The organism is Methanohalophilus halophilus, from assembly GCF_001889405.1.
GTDB classification, from domain to species: domain Archaea; phylum Halobacteriota; class Methanosarcinia; order Methanosarcinales; family Methanosarcinaceae; genus Methanohalophilus; species Methanohalophilus halophilus.
This window is the reverse complement of the sequence record NZ_CP017921.1, coordinates 1,412,660-1,435,681: the sequence shown is the minus strand read 5'-3', so window position 1 is coordinate 1,435,681 and position 23,022 is coordinate 1,412,660. Positions and strand designations below refer to the sequence as shown.

Genomic DNA, 23,022 nt, shown 5'->3' with positions numbered 1-23,022 from the left:
CATAAATACATTAATTCTCGATTATTGAATGTATAAAGTGAGTTCAGGCATTAATACTTTATGGATTTTATTGCATATAATAGGGACTTATGTAAAAAGGATAAAATCAGGGTTGAAGATTACAAAGTTCGGCAGGTCCACAATATCCCATATTTACACAAAAATCTGGATTTAAATCCAGACCTAACAGGAAAGTGCCCATAGAATTGTTTGATTCAATACCCATTCTGGATTTAATATAGGAATCGCTTAACCTTGAGGGTAATGCGACTATAGCCTCTGAAACGCAGGGGTTTTTCTCAACTTCAGGGAAAGGTTTTGCCTGAATTAGCATTTCAAGTTCTAAATCCGGTGATTTTAGGCGTTTGAAACTGTCATTATAGAACACTATGTTACCCATCACACAGCAATCCTTGCATTCTTCAAGTCGTGCAAGCTCCAGAGGGTCACTGATATCTTCACCCACAATTTCACCCCCGTATATGAGTTTCAGATTATTTTCTGGCCAGTCATATTCCCGGTTTGTCAGGAAAGAAACAAGAATCTGTGAACCAAGTGTCTTTTTTACCCCAGTATTATTTTTAATTCCAAGACTGCCGGAGGAATTCTTTTCATCAAAAACCTCAAGCCCAAAAATATGAGACCTGTCCGCCTGATTCAGTAAAAGAGTTTCTTCGATGCCTTTTATTGACCTTAGTGTATTCTCTATTTTACCCCAACTATTCTTTATTGAAATGAATAGATCCCCCTTTAACTAATAGAGTGATATTTAAACAACTAATTTTGTAATAACTCAATTCTATTTAACTATTATGCAAAACGCAATCCTATCAAATTCACACTAAAAGATAAATGAGAGATTTAGTTGACCTGCGGTGAATCCTATACTTATCTTTAAAATAACACAGTTCAGGAGCGCCTATATAATATCATGAGAACAAAAATCAAGAAAGGTTAATATGCAAATAATTCTAATATTTAGAAAAAATATTTGGTGCGAGGGAAGGGATTCGAACCCTCGAACTCCTACGAGACTAGGCCCTCAACCTAGCGCCTTTGGCCTGGCTGGGCAACCCTCGCACGCTGTTGTTTTTCGCCATAAACGGGCCAATACTATATATACTTTGCCCATGTAAATGGCCAACAAAATTACAATTATGAATTTTTGCTTCTGCTATTAAAGCCTATAAAAGGATAATAGGAAAAGGAATTTCCTATTACAATTCACCCAGAATTTCATCAAGGGTTGAAGCTTTCGTCCTGATTGTATTAACTGCATTTATAATTAACTCTTCTGCACTATATGAACCATCGGATTCAAGAGTGAAAATAAAAGATGTATCATTCTCACGAACCGAGATTGCATCAATACCACATACTTCTACACACTGTTTGCAGAGAGAGCAGTTCAATAGTCTATCATTCACAACTTCTGCAGATTCCTCACCAAGGGCCAATATATCGCGAGGACATGCCTCTACGCATTTTTCACAGAGATCACAACCCTCGATACTGATCACTGGCACATTTTTGTAACCACAGGCAACTCCTGCCTGCCATTTAGCGTGGTCGTGACCGTAACCCATCTTTGCAATCGCTTCAAGGACAAGTTGCTGTCCACCTTTAAGCTTAACAACAGGGATGTTGGAATCGGCAGCTTTTACTTTGGGATCTGCGGATACAAGGTCCCCTGAATAAACAGTCTTTTCCTCATCCATTGGTGCTTCCACACTCAACGTGAGGGAAACCGTGCAGGCCGGACACCCCTCTTCACAGGAACACTCTTCGTGAGGAGTAAACTCATCGAAACTTGTCACAAGAGGCACCAGGGCCAGTCTCAAAGCTACCTGTTCATCATAAAGGACTGAAGTGTTGTTGTAAATATTGACTTCATCGATTGCGAGAGTGGGGACATCGGCAAGCATAGCCCGCCTCAATCCATTCGCAAAAGCTGCATCCACATCTGACAAAATAAATCTGGCAGATCTATCAGACAGCTCAAGTATATCGATTTCCATTTTCGGGAACCTCGTGAAATTACAAACCTGTCTATATGTGTTACACTGCAATTAGACGCGCCTGCCGCCTATTGGACGGGTACCGTCATGTGGCACAGGAGTTACATCCTCGATACGTCCAATCCTGATACCTGCACGTGCGAAAGCCCTAATGGCTGCCTGTGCACCTGGACCGGGACTTCTCTGCTTGTTACCACCGGGAGCACGGACACGAATGTGTACACCTTCGACACCTTTATCCCTGAGAGTATCAGCAAGCTGGCCGGCCATCTGCATAGCAGTATAAGGAGAACTCTCATCCCTTGCAGCTTTGACTACCATCCCACCGGATGATTTCGCTATTGTTTCAGCACCGGTTATATCGGTAACTGTGATTATAGTATTGTTAAATGAACATTTGATGTGAGCAACAGCCCATATTCCATTTGCCATAATTCAAACCTCCTTCATTCCTCCACGAGGGAAGATGCAATCTGAGCGGGCCTCTCCGGGTGTGACTCGGTAGTCATAGGTGATGTCCCATAGTAATCAATCATCATCTCATCCTGTTTTGACACCAGCATACCAGGAACTGTCAACTTTTTACCACCAATTGCAATATGACCATGTGTAATAAACTGTCTTGCCTGCTTGGGAGTTCTGGCTAAACCAAGTCTGTGAACAAGGGTCTGAAGCCTTCTTTCAAGAATAGCTTCTGTGTTTAATGCCAGAATATCATCGATCTCGGCATCGCCTTTGATCATGGAATAACGAATCAATTTGGATAGAATCTGGTCTGCTTCAGTCTTTGCGTGACCGGTAAGTTCAGCTTCTGCAGAATCAGCAAGTAATCTACGGGCATCTGCCCTGTAACGTCTGAGAATACTGTGTGCCTTCCAGAGTTCTTTTTTATTCCTGAGGCCGTATTTTTTAATCAGGTCAACCTCATTTGCCATACGGGAAGCTTGCCAGGGGTGCTTCGGGGTGTCATAACTTTTTCTTTTCTTTCCGGGATAAACCATATCAAATCACCTTCATCTTGTTTTGCTGACACCTATTGTGGATCCACCGCGTCCTGCGGACTTGGTTCTCTGTCCACGTACCTTCAAACCTCTTTCATGGCGTATACCACGATATGCACGAATCTTTTTGAGGTCGTTCAAATCTTCCCTTATGGTCAGGTCAATATCCTGCCCAAGAAGATGTTTATTTTCACCTGTCAACAAATCCTTTTGCCTATTAAGCATCCAAACCGGAAGGTGGTTTTCAAATGTCTCGATAGCTTCATTAAGCCTGGCAATACCCTCATCAGAAAGATAACCAATAGTTTCTGATGGATCTACTTCTGCACTTTCTGCAATGAGTCTCGCAGTCCTTCTGCCAATCCCCTTGATACCGGTGAGTGCATAAAGGACCTTCTGCTTACCCTGCAAGTCAGTGTTCATTATACGTACAAGATGTCTTATTTCTTCGTCTGCCATTATAAACCTCCTTAAGGACACATTCTTGCGTCCCGTAGCCCTGGAACTAAGGTCCAGCACTGCCCTTTTACAGGCTGTGTAAAAACCTATGATACAGACTTACTCGGCCCACTATGACTTTCTCTTATATAATGTTAATGTCTGAAATAATATCAGGATAAATGCCAGATAGATGTTAGACATCATGTATGCCAATACCTTTCATATAAAAATAAGTTGTGATCAAAAATAGCAGATGCCTGTTTATTATAAGTGATAATTATAAATAAAAACTAAACAGACTTTTTGTATATAAGAAAGGAATCGATAGCCATGACCACCAAAAAACATACTGATACTAAATCTGAAAACTTTTGTGGCCTTTAGATATTGGAATGTCTTGACAGTTTTTACGATGTTCTGGCATATTCAGAGAATACGGATAAACTGATGAAATATATTACAGAACTCCTGACAGGCAACGGTGGTGGAAATCGATATTTTGCACGTATAACTTTTGAAGATAAAATATTTACAAATGCCAACTTCTTTGAGACTGAAATTAAACTTGAGCACACCATCAACTTTAATGGAAATACAAAAGGCAAACTGGAGTATTTCAAAAACAAATCATCAGGAGAAACGGGCTTTCTGGATGAAGAAAAAAAACTGGTGGAATTGGTGACAAAGGGTTTGAGCAAGGCTATAAAGAGCAGGAATGCGGAAGACCAACTCATCCGTTCCGAAAAAAAATTCCATACTATTTTTGACAACGCAGCTGATGCAATTTTCATCCATGACCTGGAGGGCAATTTTCTGGAGATAAATGAAATTGCCTGCAAAAGACTGGGATACACCAGGGGAGAATTACTAAACCTGACACCCATGGATATTGATAGTCAAGCAAATGCCAAAGATGTACCCGAAATGATAGAACAAATTCTGAAAAATGGCTCATTAATATTTGAAACTGTCCATCTGACCAAAAACGGCAAAAAAATTCCCACGGAGATAAGCAGCAAAGTCATTGATTATCGTGAAGAAAAAGTAATACTCAGTATTGCACGGGACATCTCCAGAAGGAAAGAAGCGGAAGAACAGATTGGAAAATTACAACACCGACTGCATAATGCAATGGGAGAAGGCAACCTTAGCTGGTGGGAAATGGACATTCCCAGTGGCAAAGTAAACTTCGATCCCGGTAAAGTTACCAGGCTGGGATATTCCATGGATGAATTTAAAGATGCGCATTATACTGATTTCACAAAACTGCTGCATCCCCAGGACAAAGGAATTGCAATGGAAGCAATGCGTTGCCATATGGAAGGAAAATGTCCTGCATATAAAGTGGACTACCGGATAAAGACAAAGAATGGCAAATGGAAATGGTATCACGACAGGGGCGCAATTACAGAAAAAGACAAACAAGGGAATCCGGTTATTGTAAGCGGTATTGTAGTGGACATCACAAAACGTAAAAATACAGAACTTGAGATGGAAAATGCAAAAATCGAAGCTGAAACTGCCAACCGCACAAAAAGTGAATTTCTTGCGACAATGAGTCATGAATTGCGCACCCCACTTAATTCCATAATCGGATTTTCGGATATACTACTGGATCAGGTTTTTGGAGAACTAAACGAAAAACAAACCAAGTATGTGGGAAATGTGCTCAAAAGTGGCAAACACTTGCTCGATCTCATTAACAGTATCCTTGACATATCAAAGGTAGAAGCAGGAAAAATGGAACTCCAGTACGAGATGTTCTATTTGGATGATGTTTTCAGGGAAGTTAAAACAATTGTCTCACCACTGGCAACCAAGAAATCCATAAACCTCCAGACTGACTCTGCCGGAAACATTCCAAAAATAAGAGCCGATAAAGGAAAAATTAAACAGATACTTTATAACCTGCTAAGTAATGCTATTAAATTTACCCCAGAAGGAGGGAACGTAATAATAATTCCTTCCACATCCGAAAACATGGTGCATGTGGCTGTAGAGGATACAGGCATAGGTATTGCTGAAAGTGATCGGGACAAATTGTTCAAACCCTTTGTCCAGCTTGATTCATCGGCAAATCGGGAATATGAAGGTACAGGGCTTGGGCTTGCACTTATAAATAAGTTCATAGAACTTCACGGCGGATCACTTGAAGTAGAAAGTGAAGAAGGAAAAGGCAGCACATTTACTTTTTCCATACCTGTTGATCCTCCGGAAAAAAACGAATTGATACCGGAAGACAAAGTTGAAAAGAAAATACCTGAACCGAAAGTGGATAAGGAAAGCCTTGTCGCTGCACCTCACAATCCTAAAGGAGACGAGCCAGTGGTAGTGGTTGCGGAAGATGATCCAAAATCAAGAGAGCTTATGCTTGCGATGCTGAGTTCGAAAGGATATCATGCAATAGGGGTGGAAAGAGGAGATCAGGTTATAAAAAAGGTCCGGGAACTCAAACCACTTGCCGTCACCCTTGATATAATGATGCCGGGCCAAGATGGCTGGACCGTACTTGATAAACTCAAAAAAGACAGCCATACACGGGATATACCTGTTATCATGATATCCGTACTGGACAAGGGCAAAATCGATAGCATGTGGACCGTGGAAGACTATTTTGTGAAACCTGTTGACAAAGCAGACCTTATCGAAACACTTGAAAGAGTCAAGAAAAATATGAAACCAGAAGAGACAACGATTCTTGTGGTGGATGATGAGGAACAAGATAGGGAACTTATCCATTCCATGCTGGATTCGGAAGGTTTTAGGATACTGGATGCTGCCGGGGGGGAAGAAGCAATAAAAATTATCCAAAAGCAGCAACCCGACATATTACTGCTTGATTTGATGATGCCAGAGTTCACTGGCCATGATGTTATTGAATATATCCAAAATATGGACCCGACTTCAAATATATCCATTATTGTCTGTACAGCACAGGAACTTACCGAGGAAAACAAAAAAATGCTTGATGATAATGTTGCCTGTATTATGCATAAAGGAATGTTCCGGCGCCAGGAACTCGTTCAACTGATCAATAATCTCAACCCTCCAGAAAATTAATTTGCCAGATTTCCAGAAAACATAAAACATAAAAAACTGAGAAGTCCAGAATATTTATTGTATTGGCATTATAATCGGTAATGCCAAATAGGATACACCAGATATCATAATAAGGTGATCGGTATGGATAATAAAAAGAAAATACTAATGGTAATCGCCCAGGAAAATTTCCGTGACGAAGAATTCCTTCAACCCAGAGAGATCTTTGAAAGTGCAGGATTTGATATAACCGTTGCAACAAACCAAAAAAAAGTTGCCAGAGGGATGCTTGGAGGTAAAGTTAAACCCGACACAACTATTTCCTCTGAAAAGGCCGATAGTTATGATGCCATCGTTATTTCAGGAGGAGGAGGTGCAAAAAAATACCTCTGGGATAATAAAGAACTGCATGAAATTGTCCAGAATGCCTACAAGCAGGAAAAATTAATCGCTGCTATCTGTATATCACCGGTAGTACTGGCAAAAGCAGGAATACTGAAGGGTAAAAAGAGCACTGTATTCAACGATCCGGAAAGTGTAAAACAGATCAAAGAGGGAGGAGCTGAATACCAGGACAAAGATGTTATCAGAGATGGTCATATAATCACTGCCAGGGACCCAGACGCTGCTCGCTCATTCGGCAAAACAGTCCTGGAATTCCTGAAAGAATAACCTACCTTCTTTTTTTTGATTATTAAAAAATAGAGAGACGCTGAGGGGGAGATTCGAACTCCCGGGGCGCAGAGCACCACCGGTTTTCAAGACCGGCGCCGTAGGCCGCTTGGCTACCTCAGCATAATGAAAAACAATCACAAGCATCTGGTGAACAGCGCTTATGATATAAAAAATTGGCGAAGATTACTCTTCACCAGAGCCATTATCTTCGCTTTCTGTTTCTGCCCCTTCTGCAGGTGCAGGGGATTCTACCGGATAAGTCTCGACAAATTTGACTTGTTCCATTCCGATGTTTTCGATTATCTCAGAAGCAATCCTGTTCTTTGACATGAGCCAGCGCTGGTTGAAACTCAGTGCAACAGGGATATTGATGATGGCAGTCTTGTCTTCAACTTCAACTTCGATTTCTGGTACTCCTGTGTAGAGGGAAAGCAAACCATTAATCTTGTCAACATCTCCTTCGAGTTTCTCATCAATGGTGTATTCATAGGTTACTTCCTTGCCTGCAAGAGGATGATTAAAGTCAACGCGTGCACGTCTTCCGATTACCTTGGTGACCACGCCACGTTTTCCTTCTATTTCTACACCCATCCCGGGAGTTGCTTTACGGTCCTCGAACTTATTCAGGGAAATGGTCTCAACCTGTTTGGGGTCATGTTCTCCAAATCCTTTTTCAGGAGGAATGACAAGTTCTCCCTTGTATCCAACATCCTTGCCAACAAAATCCTCGTCAAGTCCTTTAATGGTATGACCGGCTCCTACAACTACCACATCACCGCCATAAACTCCACGTGGATTGAATATCTGGTTTTCCTTGGCCAGTTCCTCATCGGTAGTGTCAAAAATCAGACCGCCTTCGAATTTACCAGTATATGATACTTTTATGAAATCTCCGTTCTCGATTGCCAATATAATCAACTCTGAATTTAGCTTTTAATATGATATGTTAAAGGTCTGTCCCGTATAGCCTTCTGCCTTTATATAACTTTTTGGAAACTAGACAACAGGATAATCGGGTAAACCGGCTATATGAGTCATTAATGCAAGAATACTGCAACAAAACATGCTATATATATTTACTCATTCTGATGTCAAAAATGACATACATTCAAAATAAAAATAAAATATTAATTATAATATGTATGAACTTGATTTCTATACATTAAAAATAATATTATATGTTCTCCCAAACATATATAAGTTTATATATCTTTAAAAAAGAGCATTCAATTGCAATATAATTTTGCTAATTAAGGATGGAGAAGGGATGAATATTAATGGTTACAGAAAAGTCCGTACCGGGGAACAATTTGAAGTATCTTAAACCCAGGGATAAATATAAAGGCACTAATATTTCGGCAGTTGCAACAAGCTTCGAAGAAATAATAGATAAAAGCCCCATGATTGTTTTTTTTTGGGACGGGGATCAGCGTGTCAGGACAAATTATGTATCTGAAAGAGTAACAATTTTTGGATACAGACCTGAAGATTTCCTGGAAGGGAGGATGACATATAATGAATTAATTCATCCCGAAGATCGCAGCTTTGTCCAGAATGAGTTTGATAGGTTCCGGAAAAATTCGTCAAACCAGTTTACATGTGAATATCGTGTCGTAGATTCTTCAGGCAGTATAAAATGGATTTCAGAGATTACATTCCCCTGCAGATGTGATGATAATCTGGAATACCATGGAATTTTGCTTGATGTAACAGACCGTAAAACTTCCGAGCGGACCATTCTGGAAAAGGAACGTGATATATCCATCCTATATTCAGCATCTGCTCTTGCATCAGAATCTCTTGATGTGGATGATCTCCTTGATGAAATGCTAATGGAAATGGGAGACCTTCTTGACATTACTGCCGGTGGAGTATACATAATAAATCCAGAAGAAAAAGAGGCAGTATTGCGTGCCTATATAGGTCCCGGAGGAGAATATCCTGAAAGCATTCACTATTCTGCAGTCGAAAACATGTTTGATAATTCTGCAATTTCTCCTTCCGGCCCTCTTGTTGCAGAAGATACTTTCCATTACCAGGGCCAAATGCAGCGCAAAAAGTATCTTTTATTCCGCCTCTATTCCAGGGAAAAGATAATGGGTTTTATCCAGCTTTCTATCCCCCTCAATCATGAAATCAGCGAAAAAAGCCTGCAAGTATTGGAACATGTAGGCAAGCACATAGGAATTGCAATTGAAAATGCACAACTTTTCGAGATGACCCAGCGAGCCTATGAAGACCTTAAGAATCTGGATAAGCTAAAGAGTGAATTCCTCGCAAATCTGACCCATGAACTGAAAACGCCCCTGATATCTATCAAAGGATTCAGTGACCTGCTTGATAAAGGACGACTGGGCGAATTGAACGAAGACCAGAAAAAAGCAAATCTGGCAGTTGTCCGTAATGCAGACCGTCTCAAAAGGCTGATTGACTCCCTGCTTTATATGAGTATGGAAAAAGAGGGCAAATACCAGTATCACTTCGAAGAGGTGGATGTTGGTGAAATCATAACGGATGCTATGGATAAAATGAAAGTCCACATAGAAGGGAAAGATGTCGATATAGACATTGATATTCAAAATAAATCTTCCCTTATCTATGGTGACAGGGACAGGTTAACAAACGTTTTCCTGAATATACTGGACAATGCATCAAAATTCACACAGGGATCCGGTAAAATAAAAATTACCCTGAAAGAGGAAGAAGAATACATACATATAAGGATAAAAGATAGCGGAATAGGCATACCAAAAGAAAAACTTCCGCGTATTTTTGACATGTTTTACCAAATCGATGGCTCCACAACTCGCATCTACAATGGAGTTGGCATGGGACTCTATATATGCAAAAAGGTAATCGATATTCATAACGGAAGTATATGGGCAAGGAGTATGGAAGGATTGGGTACCACAGTTCATGTGAAGTTACCCAAAACCTGAATTGATATTGTTTTTCAGGGTCTTTTTTTCATATATACCCAGAAAACACTACCCTGCCCTTCCGGATTATCTTCCACTCCAACACTGCCACCATGCAAATCTACAATTCTTTTTACTATTGCAAGACCAAGACCTGTACCCTTTATGCTTCCTTTTTGTGCCCGGTTAAACCTGTTGAATATGTATGGTTTATCATCATCAGCAATCCCAGAACCACTATCCTTAATCATTATTTTAAATGCAGCGTCGTTTTCCTGCACCCCTACATGAATTGAATTTTCCGAAGGGCTATATTTGATTGCATTTGAAAGCAGGTTGATAAAAACCTCCTTGATTATAGGATTGGCCTGTAGAGGATATGACTGTTGTAGATCGTATATTATATCCATATTTTCATTTTCAGCCAGAGGGGACATCTCTGAAATGCAGGAAGTTAGAATTTGATTCAGGTCCATCTTTTGCAATTCAAGGGTTTCAGTAGATTCAAGTTTGGATAGATAAGCTGTGTTTTCTATCATATCGATCAAGCGTTCTGTATTATCCCTGATCCTTGATAGGTAATGAATCTTTTTTTCTTCCTTTTCTTTCTTAATGAGTACATCTGTGAAACCCTTAACTATATTTGCAGGGTTTAAAAGATCATGGCGCATTATATCGGTAAAAAGGTCCTTCATCTCGTTAGATTTCTCCAATTGATCTGCATAATCTTTAAGGGCAATTTCAGCCTGTTTTCTTCGTGTAATGTCCTGTGCAGTAAAGATCACCTTTTGAGGAGAATCATTCAAACCCAGTGGCTGGGAATTGAACTGTATACAGATGTGTTTTTTATTGCATACCCAGTGCAATTCTGTGGAAAATTGTTTTTCAAGAATGTCTGGCCCTAGGTCCTTATCGAGATACTTTGAAGATCCTTCAGTGCATATAGAAAATAGAGATTTACCTACAATATTTTCTCTAGGAATGCCAGTAATTTCGGCCATACCTTTATTAAGATCAATCAATTCCAGATCATTATCAAGCACACCGATACCTATAGGAGCATTGTCATAGAGGGCAGAGACCCAGGAATTGGCAGTTTGGAGTTCAGAGGTACGTTGATCCACAAGTTCTTCCAGATGTTTGCGATAACTTTCCAGTTCCATTTCGTACTTTTTACGTTCGGTAATATCTCTTACTATGCTAAGCACAATATTATTTTCTTTATCAAGTACAGAAGAACTGATCTCAACATCAATAACTGAATCATACATATGTTTCATTTTCGATTCAAAACGTGTGGATCCTTCATTCAACGTTTTCTGGATTGCTGAGTTTGACTGTGCCACATATTTAGATTCGGGAGGATAAATATCAGCAATTTTCATAGATAACAGATCAGAATGGGAACAGCCAATTATTTTGCAGGCACTTCTATTGGCATCTATTATAGTACCCTCAGAAGAGTGGATGAAGATAGCATCGTTTGATCTGTCAAAAAGAGAACGGTAAAGATGCATTGTATTATCAAGCATCCTATAGGTTTTACCTCGTTCCTTTGCATTGAATATAGAATCAAACAATATCCTGAGGAGATCGTCACTATAAGATGGCCACTGTTTATTTTTTGTGCCAGAAACTACACCGATAAATCCTACTAACTGATTTTCGACATGCACAGGCATAATCTGAGCCGATTCAATACCCAATGTTGTCAAAAGTCCTTTCAGATTTTTTTCAGAATCTGGAATTTGCCCTATAGAATTCACAGAATAGGGCTCATTTTTCTGGAATTTCTCAATTATATTCGGGAATTGTGCAGTTGACAGTGAGCTTAATTTGTCCATTGCCAGTTCGCATTTTTCTTTTAAATGTGGCACGCAAGTGTAATGTGTTAGATGCAGATTATTTTCGCTATGGTTTAGTTCATATATAAAAATTGAATCTGCATCAAGAATTCCCATAATCTTTTCCAGAACTGGTTCTATGAGCAGATCAATATCTTCAAAAAAAGGATCGACGAACTGATTGCATGCTCTTGCAAGAAAACGAAACGCATTGGACTGTTCCTGAGAATGGATTTCCGCCTCTTTTCTCCTGTTTATTTCACTGATTATACCATTAATTCCCAAAAAATTTCCCATTCCATCGTATATTGGATCTATATGATTCTGGAACCAATGCAATTCTTTATTGTAATTCTGAATACGTATCTGTGCTTTAAGAGGCAAGGGATCCACTGATGTTATGTTTTTGAATATGCTCAACCATTCATCGCTATCATCCGGATATATATAATCTGTGAATGGCCGGGAAATCATTTGTTCAGGATGCAAGCCGTATTCTTGAATCTTGGGTGAAATATAGACAATTTTTCCTTCACTGTTGAGGGAATATGTAATTTCATTTGTACTGCCCAAAAGGAAATCGTAATCATACCGGACTTTTTTCAATTCGATCTCCTTATCAATAAATATAGACAAGATATTTGCAATAAAATCAAGTTTTTGTTTCTCATCAGAATTGAAAGGTGCGTAATTATTTTTCAATGAAAGGTTATTATAAAATAACTCAAGACATAACTCATGGTCTTCCTCATCATTTTTGGATATATTTGAAGAGGATATTTGATATTTACCCTGCTTAAAGCCAGGAGACCTATAAGAATAAGGACCAAAAGAAATCCTTGCAGATGCCTTCTCTGAATACTGAAGTATTTTAGGAAGTGCTTTTGCAAGTTCTTCCATTTTTTGGTCAAATGATATATCCTTTGCCAGGATTTCATAGAACATATCGTCAAATAATGAATTATGTACGCTTGTACCCATTAACACCATACCAACTCCCATTTGCCATATATTTCACCAAATATAATAACTCTTTGATTCACAAAAACAAAAAAGATTTACATCCAATAACCAGAAGTAATATATAGATATCCTAATATTACCAAAGCATATTAACAGAGGTAGATTCCATGGTAGAAAAATCCATAGAGGAGATAAACAGGAGAATAAATGAGGGTAATGTCAATGTTGTGACGGCTGAGGAAATGGTAGGTATAGTGGGAGAACTGGGTGCAAAAGAGGCTGCTAGGGAAGTTGATGTAGTTACCACCGGTACATTTGGAGCAATGTGTTCCTCTGGAGTGTGGCTCAATTTCGGACATCCAGAACCACCAATGAAAATGAATAAGGTTTTTTTGAATGGCGTGGAAGCCTACTCAGGCGTAGCTGCAGTAGATGCCTTTATCGGAGCAGGACAACTTTCCGAAACTGAAGGTTTCGATTATGGCGGGGCCCATGTAATTGAGGACCTGATACGCGGTAAATCCATTGATCTTCATGCCACATCTTATGGTACCGATTGTTATCCCCGAAAAACGCTTGACACTACACTCAACATATATGACCTGAACCAGGCAATTATGATCAACCCCCGTAACGGGTATCAGAAGTACAATGTTGCTACTAACGGGATAAACAGAACGATTTACACATATATGGGTTCCTTACTTCCCAACTATGGAAATGTCACCTATTCCGGCGCTGGCGTACTGTCACCATTATCCAATGATCCTGATTACCAGACAATAGGAGTTGGCACACCTATATTCCTTGGTGGGACAAAAGGACATATTATTGGAGAAGGAACACAGCACAGCCCGGAAACCAATTTTGGTACATTGATGCTTCGAGGTGACCTGAAAGATATGAGTGCCGATTATATTCGTGCGGCGAATTTCCATGAATACGGCACTTCCCTCTATGTTGGTATGGGCATACCCATCCCCATACTGAATGAACAACTTGCACAATCAACTGCCGTTACAGATAAAGATGTAGTTACAAACGTACTGGATTACGGGGTGCCAAGTAGGGACAGACCTGTTCTCAGAAAGGTCAATTATGAAGAACTACGCTCCGGTAGCATCGAAATAAACGGCAAAGATACACCCACCTCCTCCATGTCAAGTTTCAAAAAATCACGTGAGATTGCAGGGGAACTGAAAAAATGGGTCGCAACTGGAGAATTTTTTGTAAACAGCCCATCCCAGAGACTTCCTGCAAAAGCCACATGCAAACCGATGAGACAAACAACCAGAAACCCACTAGTACAGGATATTATGGCCAGGGATGTAGTAGTCATCGATGAAAACGCAACCTTCCATGAAGCAGCTAAAATGATAATGGAAAATACTTTTAGCCATTTGCCTGTTGTTTCAGAAGATGGAAAACTGTCAGGCATTGTGACTGCATGGGACATATCCAAAGCTGTTGCTGAAACAGGATGTAATTATGTGAAAGATATCATGACAAAAAAGGTTCTAACCTCCAATGCCACCGATCCCATAGATATTGCAGCACGCAATCTTGACATGAAGGAAGTATCAGCAATGCCTGTGATTGATAATGACAGATATGTAATCGGTATAATCACCAGTAATGATATCAGCAAACTGTTTGCAAGGAGGCGGTGAGAATGATGATAAAAATTAATATTTCCTCCAATGTCATAGGTGAGCCCATACTTGCAGAATCAATGATTGAAACTAGAACTGCCCTGAACATCTCGCAGGCACATTTTGATTCCACCTACGGCGAAATTATTGCCGAGGTCGAAACTGACGATTTCAAGGATATAAGGCAAGCTCTGGAATCAAAAGGTGCTAAAGTAACAGTCCTGGACCATCCGATTGTCAGGGATGAGGAAGAGTGTGTAGAATGTGGAGCCTGTATATCGGTTTGTCCTGCACATGTGTTTTCCTTTGATGAGGATTGGGGTATTGCCCAGGACATAGAAAAATGTATACAGTGTGGCACCTGTATCAATATGTGTCCCCACCATGCCCTGAGCCTTGAGAAATAATTTCCCTGCAAAGCATGAAAGAACATTACCATCTCAAGGAAACGATAGTTAGCATCCATGCAGATGATGCCAGCCATGTGGAAGCAGCTAAAGAAGCTATTGGCTTCCACAGGTCACTGCTTGAGAATTACATTCGTAGGGACCCCTATTTCCAGGTTACACTTGAACCCCATTCCTGCATGGAAGAAGCCCCTGAAGTAGCCAGAAGAATGGTAGATGCTTCAAATACAATGGGTCTTGGCCCTATGAGTGCTGTGGCCGGAACTATTGCTTCACTTGCTGTTGAAGCAATGGTGGAGGCAGGGGCAAGTTTTGCACTGGTTGACAATGGTGGAGACATAGCCTATATAACAGACCGACAGATTGTGGTAGGTATATATGCAGGAGAATCAGCCGTAAAGAATGTTGGATTCGTGCTTGAACCAGTTGACAGGGTGGTCGGTATATGTACTTCATCAGGTACTGTTGGTCCATCTATCAGTTTTGGGATGGCAGATGCTGCAGTTGTTTTTTCCGAAAATGTATCCCTTGCTGACTCTGCTGCAACCGCTCTTTCAAATGCAACCGATACTGGCAAGGAAGCGGTGGAAAAAGCATTTAAGGTTTTAGATAGGATTGAGGGTATAAGTGGTGCCCTTGTTGTTCAGGGTGAATATATTGGCATGTGGGGAAACATACCCGACCTTAGAAGAGCCAGTGTAGATTACGATTGTATCACAAAGGGTTGACATAAATAGATACCCTTATATACAACTATTTATAAATAATAAGTCAGACACACGTCAGAATATAGTCAGACAAAAAGCAGATGCTTGGCTGCTGTAAGTCGGACTTATGTCTGCCATATGTCAGACACCCGAGGCTACAGAAATGCAAAGAATAACGATCAGACTTCCGGAACAACAGTTGGAGATGATCGATTATATGGTAGCTCAGGGCGAATTCCCGTCCGCAAGCGAAGCAATACGGACGGCTGTGAGAGAATTAATTGACGATAGAGGTGAAAAGCTTCTCCGCAGATCGGAGATACTGAGTGCCATGTCGTAATTTTGAAGGCCGTTGAGTCATGAATCATCAGAGGGGATGAATGTGCAATCAATAGTGCAAGATGCATTAAAACTATCAGAACAGGAAAGAGAGTATCGCCAGAATTTTGAAGATGAAGAAGATTTTGAATTCGGACTTCCCAGGATAACCATCGTTGGTTGCGGAGGCGCCGGAAACAACACCATTAATCGTCTGTATAATATCGGTATAGAAGGTGCCGAAACTATTGCAATAAATACGGACAAACAACATCTTGATCATATCCGTGCTGACAAGAAGATCCTTGTGGGTAAAACATTAACTCGTGGACTTGGCGCAGGTGGCTTCCCGGAAGTCGGTGCCAAAGCCGCAGACCTTGCTCGCGGAACCCTTGAAGAGGTATTCAAGGAAAGTGACCTTGTTTTTGTAACTGCAGGTATGGGAGGAGGTACCGGTACCGGTGTAGCCCCTGTTGTGGCTGACATAGCAAAAGAACAGGGAGCAATTGTAGTAGGTATGGTCTCCAGCCCTTTCAGGGTAGAACGGGCCCGTGCTGTAAAAGCTGAAGAGGGAATAGAGGATTTCCGTCGTGCAGCAGATACTGTTATTGTGCTTGACAACAACAGGCTTCTCAACTATGTACCAAACCTTCCTATAGAACAGGCATTTTCAGTAATGGACCAGCTAATCGCTGAAACCGTAAAAGGTATCACTGAAACGATTACACAGCCATCTCTTATCAATCTGGACTACGCAGACATCCGTGCTATTATGGGATGCGGGGGCGTGGCCGTAATGCTTGTCGGGGAAAGTAAGAATCAGGACAAGAGTGAAGATGTAGTCAGGGCAGCTTTGAATCACCCACTTCTCGATGTCGATTATCGCGGTGCCACGGGTAGCCTTGTACATATTACCGGAGGACCGGATCTAAGCCTCAAGGAAGCTGAAGAAGTTGCAGCGTCCCTGACCTATGAATTGTCCTCAAATGCAAATGTAATCTGGGGAGCCAGAATTCGCGATGACTATGAAGGAAAGATCCGTGTAATGGCCATTATGACCGGAGTGCAGTCAGCACAGGTACTCGGACCTCAATATCAGGCCGATATTGTAGAAAAGAATACCGAATCACGTTATACCAGGGTTCCAAACGGTAGCCGTCAGGTAGTCGAACCAATGAATCGATCTTCTGACAATGGCGGTTCTATCATAGACATAATTAATTAAAATCTGGAAAGATGCCTAAAAAGCATCTTTCATAGATACTTATTTTTAATATCCAATCGATTATTCTCCCATGGAAATTCTTGTAGCTACAGGTCAGCTGGCGGAAAATACAGTTCGTCAGGCAGTTGGTTCTGAGACAAGTGTACTTCTTGTTGATACTGACATAGCTGCTTTCATTACCCCACACAGGTTAATTCATTCCTATGAAAACAATAATTTCAAACCCGGACAATTTGATATGGTCCTTGTTCCCGGTCTTGCCCCGGGGGATTTCACAGAAGTTGCAAACAGAATAGGTTGCCCTGTGTACTTAGGCCCAAAGCACGCCTATGACCTGGATTACGCAATACGTTTTGCAGGAGATGTGCAATTTTCAAATAAAGTCCCTGCATGTGAATTACTCAAAGATATACGTCAACAGGAAGCATACAAAAAATTAAGCCAGATGGAAAAAAGTGCTTTTGCTCCTTTAATGCTCAATGACACGAAAATTGGGGGCAATTCCCAAATGAAGGTCATGGGCGAAATCGTTGATGCTGGAAATATGGATTGTGGCCATCTTCAGAGTAAAGTGGCAGAATTCACCCATAAAGGTGTTGACATCATAGATCTGGGCATAGCCATAGATACACCCACTGAAAACGTCCATGAGGCCATTCTCATTGCAAGAGAAGTAACCGGACTACCAATAAGTGTGGATACACTGGACCCTGCCCATATTCGTAGTGCAATTGATGCTGGTATTGATATGGTCCTCAGCCTCAATGATACAAATATTGATGAGCTGGCAGAAGAGATCGCTACAAAGGGATGTGCTGTTGTGATTATCCCCGATAGTGGCAACAAATTTGATACATTGATGCAGAATATCAAACGAGCAAAAGATTTCGGAATAGAAAATATAATTGCAGACCCTGTGCTTGATCCAATTGGTCATGGATTTACATCTTCTGTAGAAAGGTACAGAAAATTCCGTGATACTTACCCGAATATTCCTCTTTTCTTTGGGGCCGGCAATGTTACAGAACTAATGGATGCTGATTCTATAGGTATAAATGCAACCCTGTGCGGAATAGCACATGAGGTCGGAGCAGCCATTCTTTTCACACCCGAATACAGTGATAAGACCCAGGGTTGCATTGCCGAATTAAAAACTGCCTCTTCAATGATGAAACTGGCAGAGGAAAGGCACAGTTCCCCAAAGGACCTGGGAATTGACATGTTCATGATCAAGGAAAAACGAAAGCGACCGGATATAGAAATGCCCGATGACGCAACCAATGCAAAGAGTAGTGTCAACTGGCAATTGGATCCGGCAGGGGCATTCCATATAGGAATTGCCCAAAGAAATGATGGAAAAAGGTACATAGTCGCAGAACATGCACAGGAAACTATCATCGGTAAAAATGCTGCAGAAATCCTGGACATGATAATAGATAAAGGACTTGTCACAAGTCTTGAACATGCGGGTTATCTTGGAAGGGAACTGGAAAAAGCTGAAATTGCGATTGAATTTGACAGGAGTTATGTACAGGACGATGATTTTTAACAGGTGATCTCATGAAACTCGATGCAAAAGACAAAAAGGAAATTGCTGACATTTTGGCCGGAAAATACTTTTCACAGAATGAATGGAAGTGGGTTAACCTTGCAAAGGATATGCCCAAAATCCAGAAAGCCTATGAAGAGATTAGGGAACAGTATGATTCCTACCCCTACATGAGTAAGGATTGGTATGTAGAAAATTCTTCTACGAAAAGCCTGCACATGTGCAGTCGCTGGGATGAGCTAAGGGATATGGTTGATTTTTTGAATGCTTATGCAGAACAATTTGATTTTTTGGTTGGAGCAAACCGCAAGATGCTGTGCATAAGTTCTACTGAGGAATTAAGTGACAGGCAAAAGACAGCTATTTCCCAGGCCAGGAAACTAAGGTATACTGTTTTTGTATTCACTGCAAGAGTTCCCGATGATATGGAATTCGAGCTGTCCCAGATTGGAGGCGGCATGTGATTGATGAAATAGTTTTATAAGCAATATTAAAGTAGCAATTATTCCCATGCATCCCGATGAATTATATGATGTGGTAGTTGTCGGAGCCGGCCCGGCGGGCACCACAGCTGCAATGTATGCCGCACAGAGCGGTGCATCCGTTTTACTGGTTGACAGGAAAAAAGACATTGGTGTGCCCCTCCAATGTGGTGGGTTTATGCCCCATGCCGATACCCTGCAGGAACTTGTGCCCGATGCACAACTTCCTCATACCCTGCTTGATTATCCGAAAAACTGTGTACATGCTACCAGCAATTACCAACGTTTTATTGCACCCGACGGCTACTCAAAGGGTTTTGAAGTAGAGGCCGACTCGCTTGACAGGAGGAGATTTGACAGGCACCTGGCATCCCGGGCAGCTGAGGAAGGCGCCGAGTTAATGATAGGGACCAATGTAACAGATGTTAACGGAAATACAATTGAAGTGGACGGAGTCTTTGGCCCATCGACAATCAGGGGTAAAGTCCTGATAGGTGCGGATGGTCCAAATTCTATTGTTGCAAAAGCCCATGATATGAAACGGGGAAATGATCCCATGGGAATCGGAACCGCTTTTGAATATGAACTTGCAAGCACCGGAGCGGACAGGGATGCCGTAGAGATGTATTTCGGAAAAGACTACGTCCCAGGTGGATATGCCTGGATTATTTCGCAAGGAGGAAGCACTGCAAACATCGGCGTAGGCATCCGGGAAGTCCTTTTCGAGAAGAATATGTGTGCCCGGGATTATCTGGAAAAGTTCATGTACAAACACCCCATTGCCAGCGATAAACTGCAGGATGCAAAGATACTTTCCGTGGTTTCCGGAGTAGTACCGGTAGGGGGGGCTCCCGAAAAAACTGTCTCAAACAATGCAATGCTTGCCGGGGATGCTGCAGGCCAGTTGATCGCTACCAACGGAGGAGGAATTCCCACGGCGATGATAGGGGGTAAACTGGCAGGAGAAACGGCTGTAGAATATCTTACAGGTGAATGTGAACTCTCCATTTATGAAAGGAGATGGAGGGAGCAAATGGGACTGGAGATAAAAACTGCTGTTTATATCCGGAAAATGATGGACAATCTGATGAGATCTGACAGATTGATGTCAAAGGCTATACGGACGATCTCACCACAACACATGAAAGCAATCCAGTGTGGCAAGCTTCCTGATCCTGTGAAAAAAACACTCACAAAGCTGAATTTCGGATTGGGTTAATTATGGATATTTTTGTGTATGGGACCCTGAAAAAAGGATTCCCAAATCATCATATAATCAAGGATTCTGTATTTATTGGAAAAGATACTACCGCTGATCAATATTGCATGTTTGATCTGGGTAGTTTCCCGGCTGTTGTGAACACTGGTAATCGTTGTAATATCAAGGGAGAAGTATATTGTATTGACAGTGATATGTTAAATAGTCTTGATATACTTGAAGGCAAGTTCTTCACAAGAAAAAAAGTAAAACTGGAAAGCAACAGAGAAGCCTGGATGTATTTTCTTGATACTTCTGCATGTAATACCTCTAACTTTCCTCTTATTCCCAATGGAGATTGGAATAAATGAAAACTGACAAACCCTCAATATGCTATGAGGCCCATGGTAACCTGTACCTGAACATAACCAACCAATGCAGTGCAGACTGTTATTTTTGTATTCGCAATCAGGGGGAAGGATTATACGGATATAATCTGTGGCTTAAAAAAGACCCTTCCGAAAAAGAGATAATTTCAGAACTGGAAAAACACGATCTGAAAAAGTATAAAGAGATAGTTTTCACAGGATTCGGAGAGCCGACGTCCCGTTTTGACGTGCTGCTTGCTGTCACACACTGGTTGAAAGCGAAGGGGGCATATGTAAGACTGGACACAAATGGACACGGCCAGCTTATAAATCCCGATATCAATGTGGTTGATTGTCTTGTGGATGCCGGGTTGGATGCAGTTTCAGTCAGCCTTAATGCAGAATCCGCAGAAGTTTATAACAGGATTTGTAAACCATTCTATCAAAACGCTTATAGTGCCCTGCTGGAATTTGCTGAAGAATCAAAAGAAGCAGGCCTGCATGTACGTTTCAGTGTGGTAGATGTTCCTGAAATAGATACTGAAAAATGCAGTCAGATAGCCAGGGATATGGGCGTGGATTTGCGCATAAGGGGCTAACAATACACCCATTTTCAGATGTATTTTAGCAAGGAATCCCTTTTATCCGAATGAATGCGCTTCTTTAGAATCGAATTTAAGGCCTGCAAATCTCCTTTTTTAGCACTTATCGGTGCTACCCTGTCGATCCACTGCCTCCAGGGTGGAAAAAGCCCCAATCTTTCAATAATATCATCGAGGACCCCATCTTTATCCTCTTCCTTGATCTTATCCATTTTATTTACAACTATCAGGGGTTCAAGATCCATTTCTGTAAAAAAATCGAATATTTCTATATCAATGGGAAGCTCGCCCCGTTGCTCCCAGCGGTCCACTACTTCAACAAAGGAACCTGCATCAACTACCATGGCAGCGATGTTGATCCGCTGATTTCCCTCTTCTATATAACGTACTATCTTATCTTTTACGATATCCTGTTTGCGCTCATTTACACCATTCATAAATCCAAAACCGGGAAGATCGGTAATCACTAAATCCCCTTTCTTCACATGAGTGGGTTTCAGGGTGACACCAGGTCTTTTGCCGACTTTCACTTTGCGTCCGGAAAGGGCCTTTACAATAGAAGATTTGCCTACATTGGAGCGACCGGCAAATACAATTTCAAAATCATTTTTTTTTGGGATTCCAGTAGGCTTCATAAATCCCCCTGTTTTGTTTCAGCCAGATTAACCCTCCGGTCAAATTCCTGAAGGAATGCATCAAGTTTTTCTTCCGGAATACGGGCCCCGGCAGCCATTGGGTGACCGCCGCCACTACCTCCGTATTGGGGTGCGATATCTCGCAAAAGGAGGTTGATATCCACACTGCTGTTACGGGAGCGCAAGCTCAGGTCATAAGCAGCTTTATTATTCCTGTGTTCGGCTGCAATCCCTATTCCTTTTCTCCCATAAGAAGCTGCATAGATTGCGGATTTGGAAAGATAACCTTCAGGATCAAGGACATAAGCTACCGAATGAAGTGGATGGACCGATTCCTTTACACGTATTCTCAACTCTTCTTCAATTCTTGATGCTTTCTTTGCATAGGGAATAAGATTAGGTATTTCAGAAGGAATCAGATCATTGGAAAGAGGGTCAATGATTTCTCTTTTGAAATCATAGTTCCTGCCAACATATTGCAATGCCTGGATCAATGTTCCTGCCTGGAAATAAAGACTTCTTTTGTCCCAATCCCGTGTCCATTTCTTAATTGCAGGAGTATTATCCCGATAATCACCTATTGCACCATACACCGCAATCCTGCGGATATCCCTTTCCAGACGGGATTTGAAAACCTTGTATGTAAGTTCTGCGGCACATGTGTTCAGGTCATGGTAAAACCACGGTTCATCCCAGCACATCCTTGGAAGGGGATGGTGATCAATGTAGGTGACATCTGCACGACTGGCAATATCATTGATTTTATGGTAGAGATTTACACATGAACGTTCATCCACGGCTATATCACAGATAATGATATTATCATAATCTTCAGCCATATCAAGTCTATTATACAGGCTCACCGGACTGGTAAAATAGACTCTGGCATCCGGGTATGCACTTTTGGCTATGGCTCCCGAACATACTCCATCCGAATCACCATGTGTGAATATAATTGTATCAGTTTTTTTCATGTCTTT

Annotated in this window: 22 protein-coding genes and 2 tRNA genes; 13 read left to right on the top strand and 11 right to left on the bottom strand. The window is 41.2% G+C overall.

Going from position 1 to position 23,022, the window contains the following annotated elements; translation table 11 throughout:
• Positions 1-106: 106 nt before the first annotated feature.
• The 6 genes from BHR79_RS07415 to BHR79_RS07390 all read right to left on the bottom strand — a co-directional run bounded on the left by BHR79_RS07415 (position 107) and on the right by BHR79_RS07390 (position 3,478).
• Positions 107-466, bottom strand: coding sequence for a hypothetical protein (locus BHR79_RS07415; protein ID WP_072561741.1), 360 nt, complete (start codon positions 464-466; stop codon positions 107-109).
• 526 nt (positions 467-992) lie between these two features.
• Positions 993-1,080, bottom strand: a tRNA-Leu gene (locus BHR79_RS07410).
• A 137-nt stretch (positions 1,081-1,217) separates the two neighbouring features.
• Entirely contained in the window at positions 1,218-2,018 is an 801-nt protein-coding gene (locus BHR79_RS07405; RefSeq protein ID WP_072561740.1) for a DNA-directed RNA polymerase subunit D, read from the bottom strand.
• A 51-nt stretch (positions 2,019-2,069) separates the two neighbouring features.
• Positions 2,070-2,450 carry a 30S ribosomal protein S11 gene (locus BHR79_RS07400; RefSeq protein ID WP_013037689.1) on the bottom strand — a complete coding sequence of 127 codons (381 nt, stop codon included), beginning with the start codon at positions 2,448-2,450 and terminating at the stop codon, positions 2,070-2,072.
• 14 nt (positions 2,451-2,464) lie between these two features.
• A complete protein-coding gene (locus BHR79_RS07395) occupies positions 2,465-3,019 on the bottom strand; it encodes a 30S ribosomal protein S4 (protein WP_072561739.1) in 555 nt (184 codons plus the stop codon).
• A gap of 12 nt (positions 3,020-3,031) precedes the next feature.
• Positions 3,032-3,478 carry a 30S ribosomal protein S13 gene (locus BHR79_RS07390; protein WP_072359858.1) on the bottom strand — a complete coding sequence of 149 codons (447 nt, stop codon included), beginning with the start codon at positions 3,476-3,478 and terminating at the stop codon, positions 3,032-3,034.
• Between the two features lie 369 nt (positions 3,479-3,847).
• Between BHR79_RS07390 and BHR79_RS07385 the strand changes: the two genes are divergently transcribed.
• Both BHR79_RS07385 and BHR79_RS07380 read left to right on the top strand, forming a co-directional pair.
• On the top strand, positions 3,848-6,520 hold the full coding sequence (locus BHR79_RS07385; RefSeq protein ID WP_072561738.1) for a response regulator: 2,673 nt from the start codon (positions 3,848-3,850) through the stop codon (positions 6,518-6,520).
• Positions 6,521-6,643: 123 nt separating this feature from the next.
• Positions 6,644-7,171, top strand: coding sequence for a DJ-1/PfpI/YhbO family deglycase/protease (locus tag BHR79_RS07380; RefSeq protein ID WP_072561737.1), 528 nt, complete (start codon positions 6,644-6,646; stop codon positions 7,169-7,171).
• Positions 7,172-7,209: 38 nt separating this feature from the next.
• Here BHR79_RS07380 and BHR79_RS07375 read toward each other — a convergent pair.
• Both BHR79_RS07375 and BHR79_RS07370 read right to left on the bottom strand, forming a co-directional pair.
• A tRNA-Ser gene (locus BHR79_RS07375) sits at positions 7,210-7,294 on the bottom strand.
• A gap of 63 nt (positions 7,295-7,357) precedes the next feature.
• Positions 7,358-8,083: a peptidylprolyl isomerase gene (locus BHR79_RS07370; RefSeq protein WP_072561736.1), complete on the bottom strand. Its 726-nt coding sequence runs from the start codon at positions 8,081-8,083 to the stop codon at positions 7,358-7,360.
• Between the two features lie 368 nt (positions 8,084-8,451).
• Between BHR79_RS07370 and BHR79_RS07365 the strand changes: the two genes are divergently transcribed.
• Positions 8,452-10,113 (top strand): sensor histidine kinase, encoded by a 1,662-nt coding sequence (locus tag BHR79_RS07365; RefSeq protein WP_072561735.1) that lies wholly within the window; start codon positions 8,452-8,454, stop codon positions 10,111-10,113.
• 14 nt (positions 10,114-10,127) lie between these two features.
• Here the strand turns inward: BHR79_RS07365 and BHR79_RS07360 are convergent, their stop codons facing one another.
• Positions 10,128-12,938, bottom strand: a complete 2,811-nt coding sequence (locus tag BHR79_RS07360; RefSeq protein ID WP_083433053.1) for a PAS domain-containing sensor histidine kinase — start codon at positions 12,936-12,938, stop codon at positions 10,128-10,130.
• 128 nt (positions 12,939-13,066) lie between these two features.
• On the opposite strand from BHR79_RS07360, the gene BHR79_RS07355 reads away from it, so the two are divergent.
• The 10 genes from BHR79_RS07355 (at position 13,067) to BHR79_RS07310 (ending at position 21,404) form a co-directional block, all read left to right on the top strand.
• Positions 13,067-14,569 carry a homocysteine biosynthesis protein gene (locus BHR79_RS07355; RefSeq protein ID WP_072561733.1) on the top strand — a complete coding sequence of 501 codons (1,503 nt, stop codon included), beginning with the start codon at positions 13,067-13,069 and terminating at the stop codon, positions 14,567-14,569.
• Between the two features lie 2 nt (positions 14,570-14,571).
• Positions 14,572-14,958 (top strand): 4Fe-4S dicluster domain-containing protein, encoded by a 387-nt coding sequence (locus BHR79_RS07350; protein WP_072561732.1) that lies wholly within the window; start codon positions 14,572-14,574, stop codon positions 14,956-14,958.
• A gap of 14 nt (positions 14,959-14,972) precedes the next feature.
• Positions 14,973-15,686: a UPF0280 family protein gene (locus BHR79_RS07345; protein WP_072561731.1), complete on the top strand. Its 714-nt coding sequence runs from the start codon at positions 14,973-14,975 to the stop codon at positions 15,684-15,686.
• Between the two features lie 106 nt (positions 15,687-15,792).
• Complete coding sequence (locus BHR79_RS10890) at positions 15,793-16,005, top strand: ribbon-helix-helix domain-containing protein (protein ID WP_394328900.1); 213 nt, start codon at positions 15,793-15,795, stop codon at positions 16,003-16,005.
• A gap of 42 nt (positions 16,006-16,047) precedes the next feature.
• Entirely contained in the window at positions 16,048-17,208 is a 1,161-nt protein-coding gene (gene ftsZ / locus BHR79_RS07335) for a cell division protein FtsZ (protein ID WP_072562341.1), read from the top strand.
• 70 nt (positions 17,209-17,278) lie between these two features.
• Positions 17,279-18,757, top strand: a complete 1,479-nt coding sequence (locus BHR79_RS07330) for a dihydropteroate synthase-like protein (protein WP_072561730.1) — start codon at positions 17,279-17,281, stop codon at positions 18,755-18,757.
• Between the two features lie 11 nt (positions 18,758-18,768).
• The gene (locus BHR79_RS07325; protein ID WP_072561729.1) at positions 18,769-19,221 is read left to right on the top strand and encodes a hypothetical protein; all 453 of its coding nucleotides are present in this window, start codon (positions 18,769-18,771) and stop codon (positions 19,219-19,221) included.
• 46 nt (positions 19,222-19,267) lie between these two features.
• Entirely contained in the window at positions 19,268-20,458 is a 1,191-nt protein-coding gene (locus tag BHR79_RS07320) for a geranylgeranyl reductase family protein (protein ID WP_072561728.1), read from the top strand.
• A gap of 2 nt (positions 20,459-20,460) precedes the next feature.
• Positions 20,461-20,808 carry a gamma-glutamylcyclotransferase family protein gene (locus BHR79_RS07315; protein ID WP_072561727.1) on the top strand — a complete coding sequence of 116 codons (348 nt, stop codon included), beginning with the start codon at positions 20,461-20,463 and terminating at the stop codon, positions 20,806-20,808.
• Positions 20,805-21,404: a TatD family nuclease-associated radical SAM protein gene (locus BHR79_RS07310; RefSeq protein WP_072561726.1), complete on the top strand. Its 600-nt coding sequence runs from the start codon at positions 20,805-20,807 to the stop codon at positions 21,402-21,404. Before BHR79_RS07315 ends, BHR79_RS07310 begins: the two co-directional genes overlap by 4 nt.
• Before the next feature lie 14 nt (positions 21,405-21,418).
• On the opposite strand, the gene engB is transcribed toward BHR79_RS07310, so the two are convergent.
• The gene (gene engB / locus BHR79_RS07305; RefSeq protein WP_072561725.1) at positions 21,419-22,042 is read right to left on the bottom strand and encodes a GTP-binding protein EngB; all 624 of its coding nucleotides are present in this window, start codon (positions 22,040-22,042) and stop codon (positions 21,419-21,421) included.
• On the bottom strand, positions 22,039-23,016 hold the full coding sequence (locus BHR79_RS07300) for a single-stranded-DNA-specific exonuclease RecJ (protein WP_072561724.1): 978 nt from the start codon (positions 23,014-23,016) through the stop codon (positions 22,039-22,041). The genes engB and BHR79_RS07300 overlap by 4 nt, the downstream gene beginning before the upstream one ends.
• Positions 23,017-23,022 lie beyond the last annotated feature (6 nt).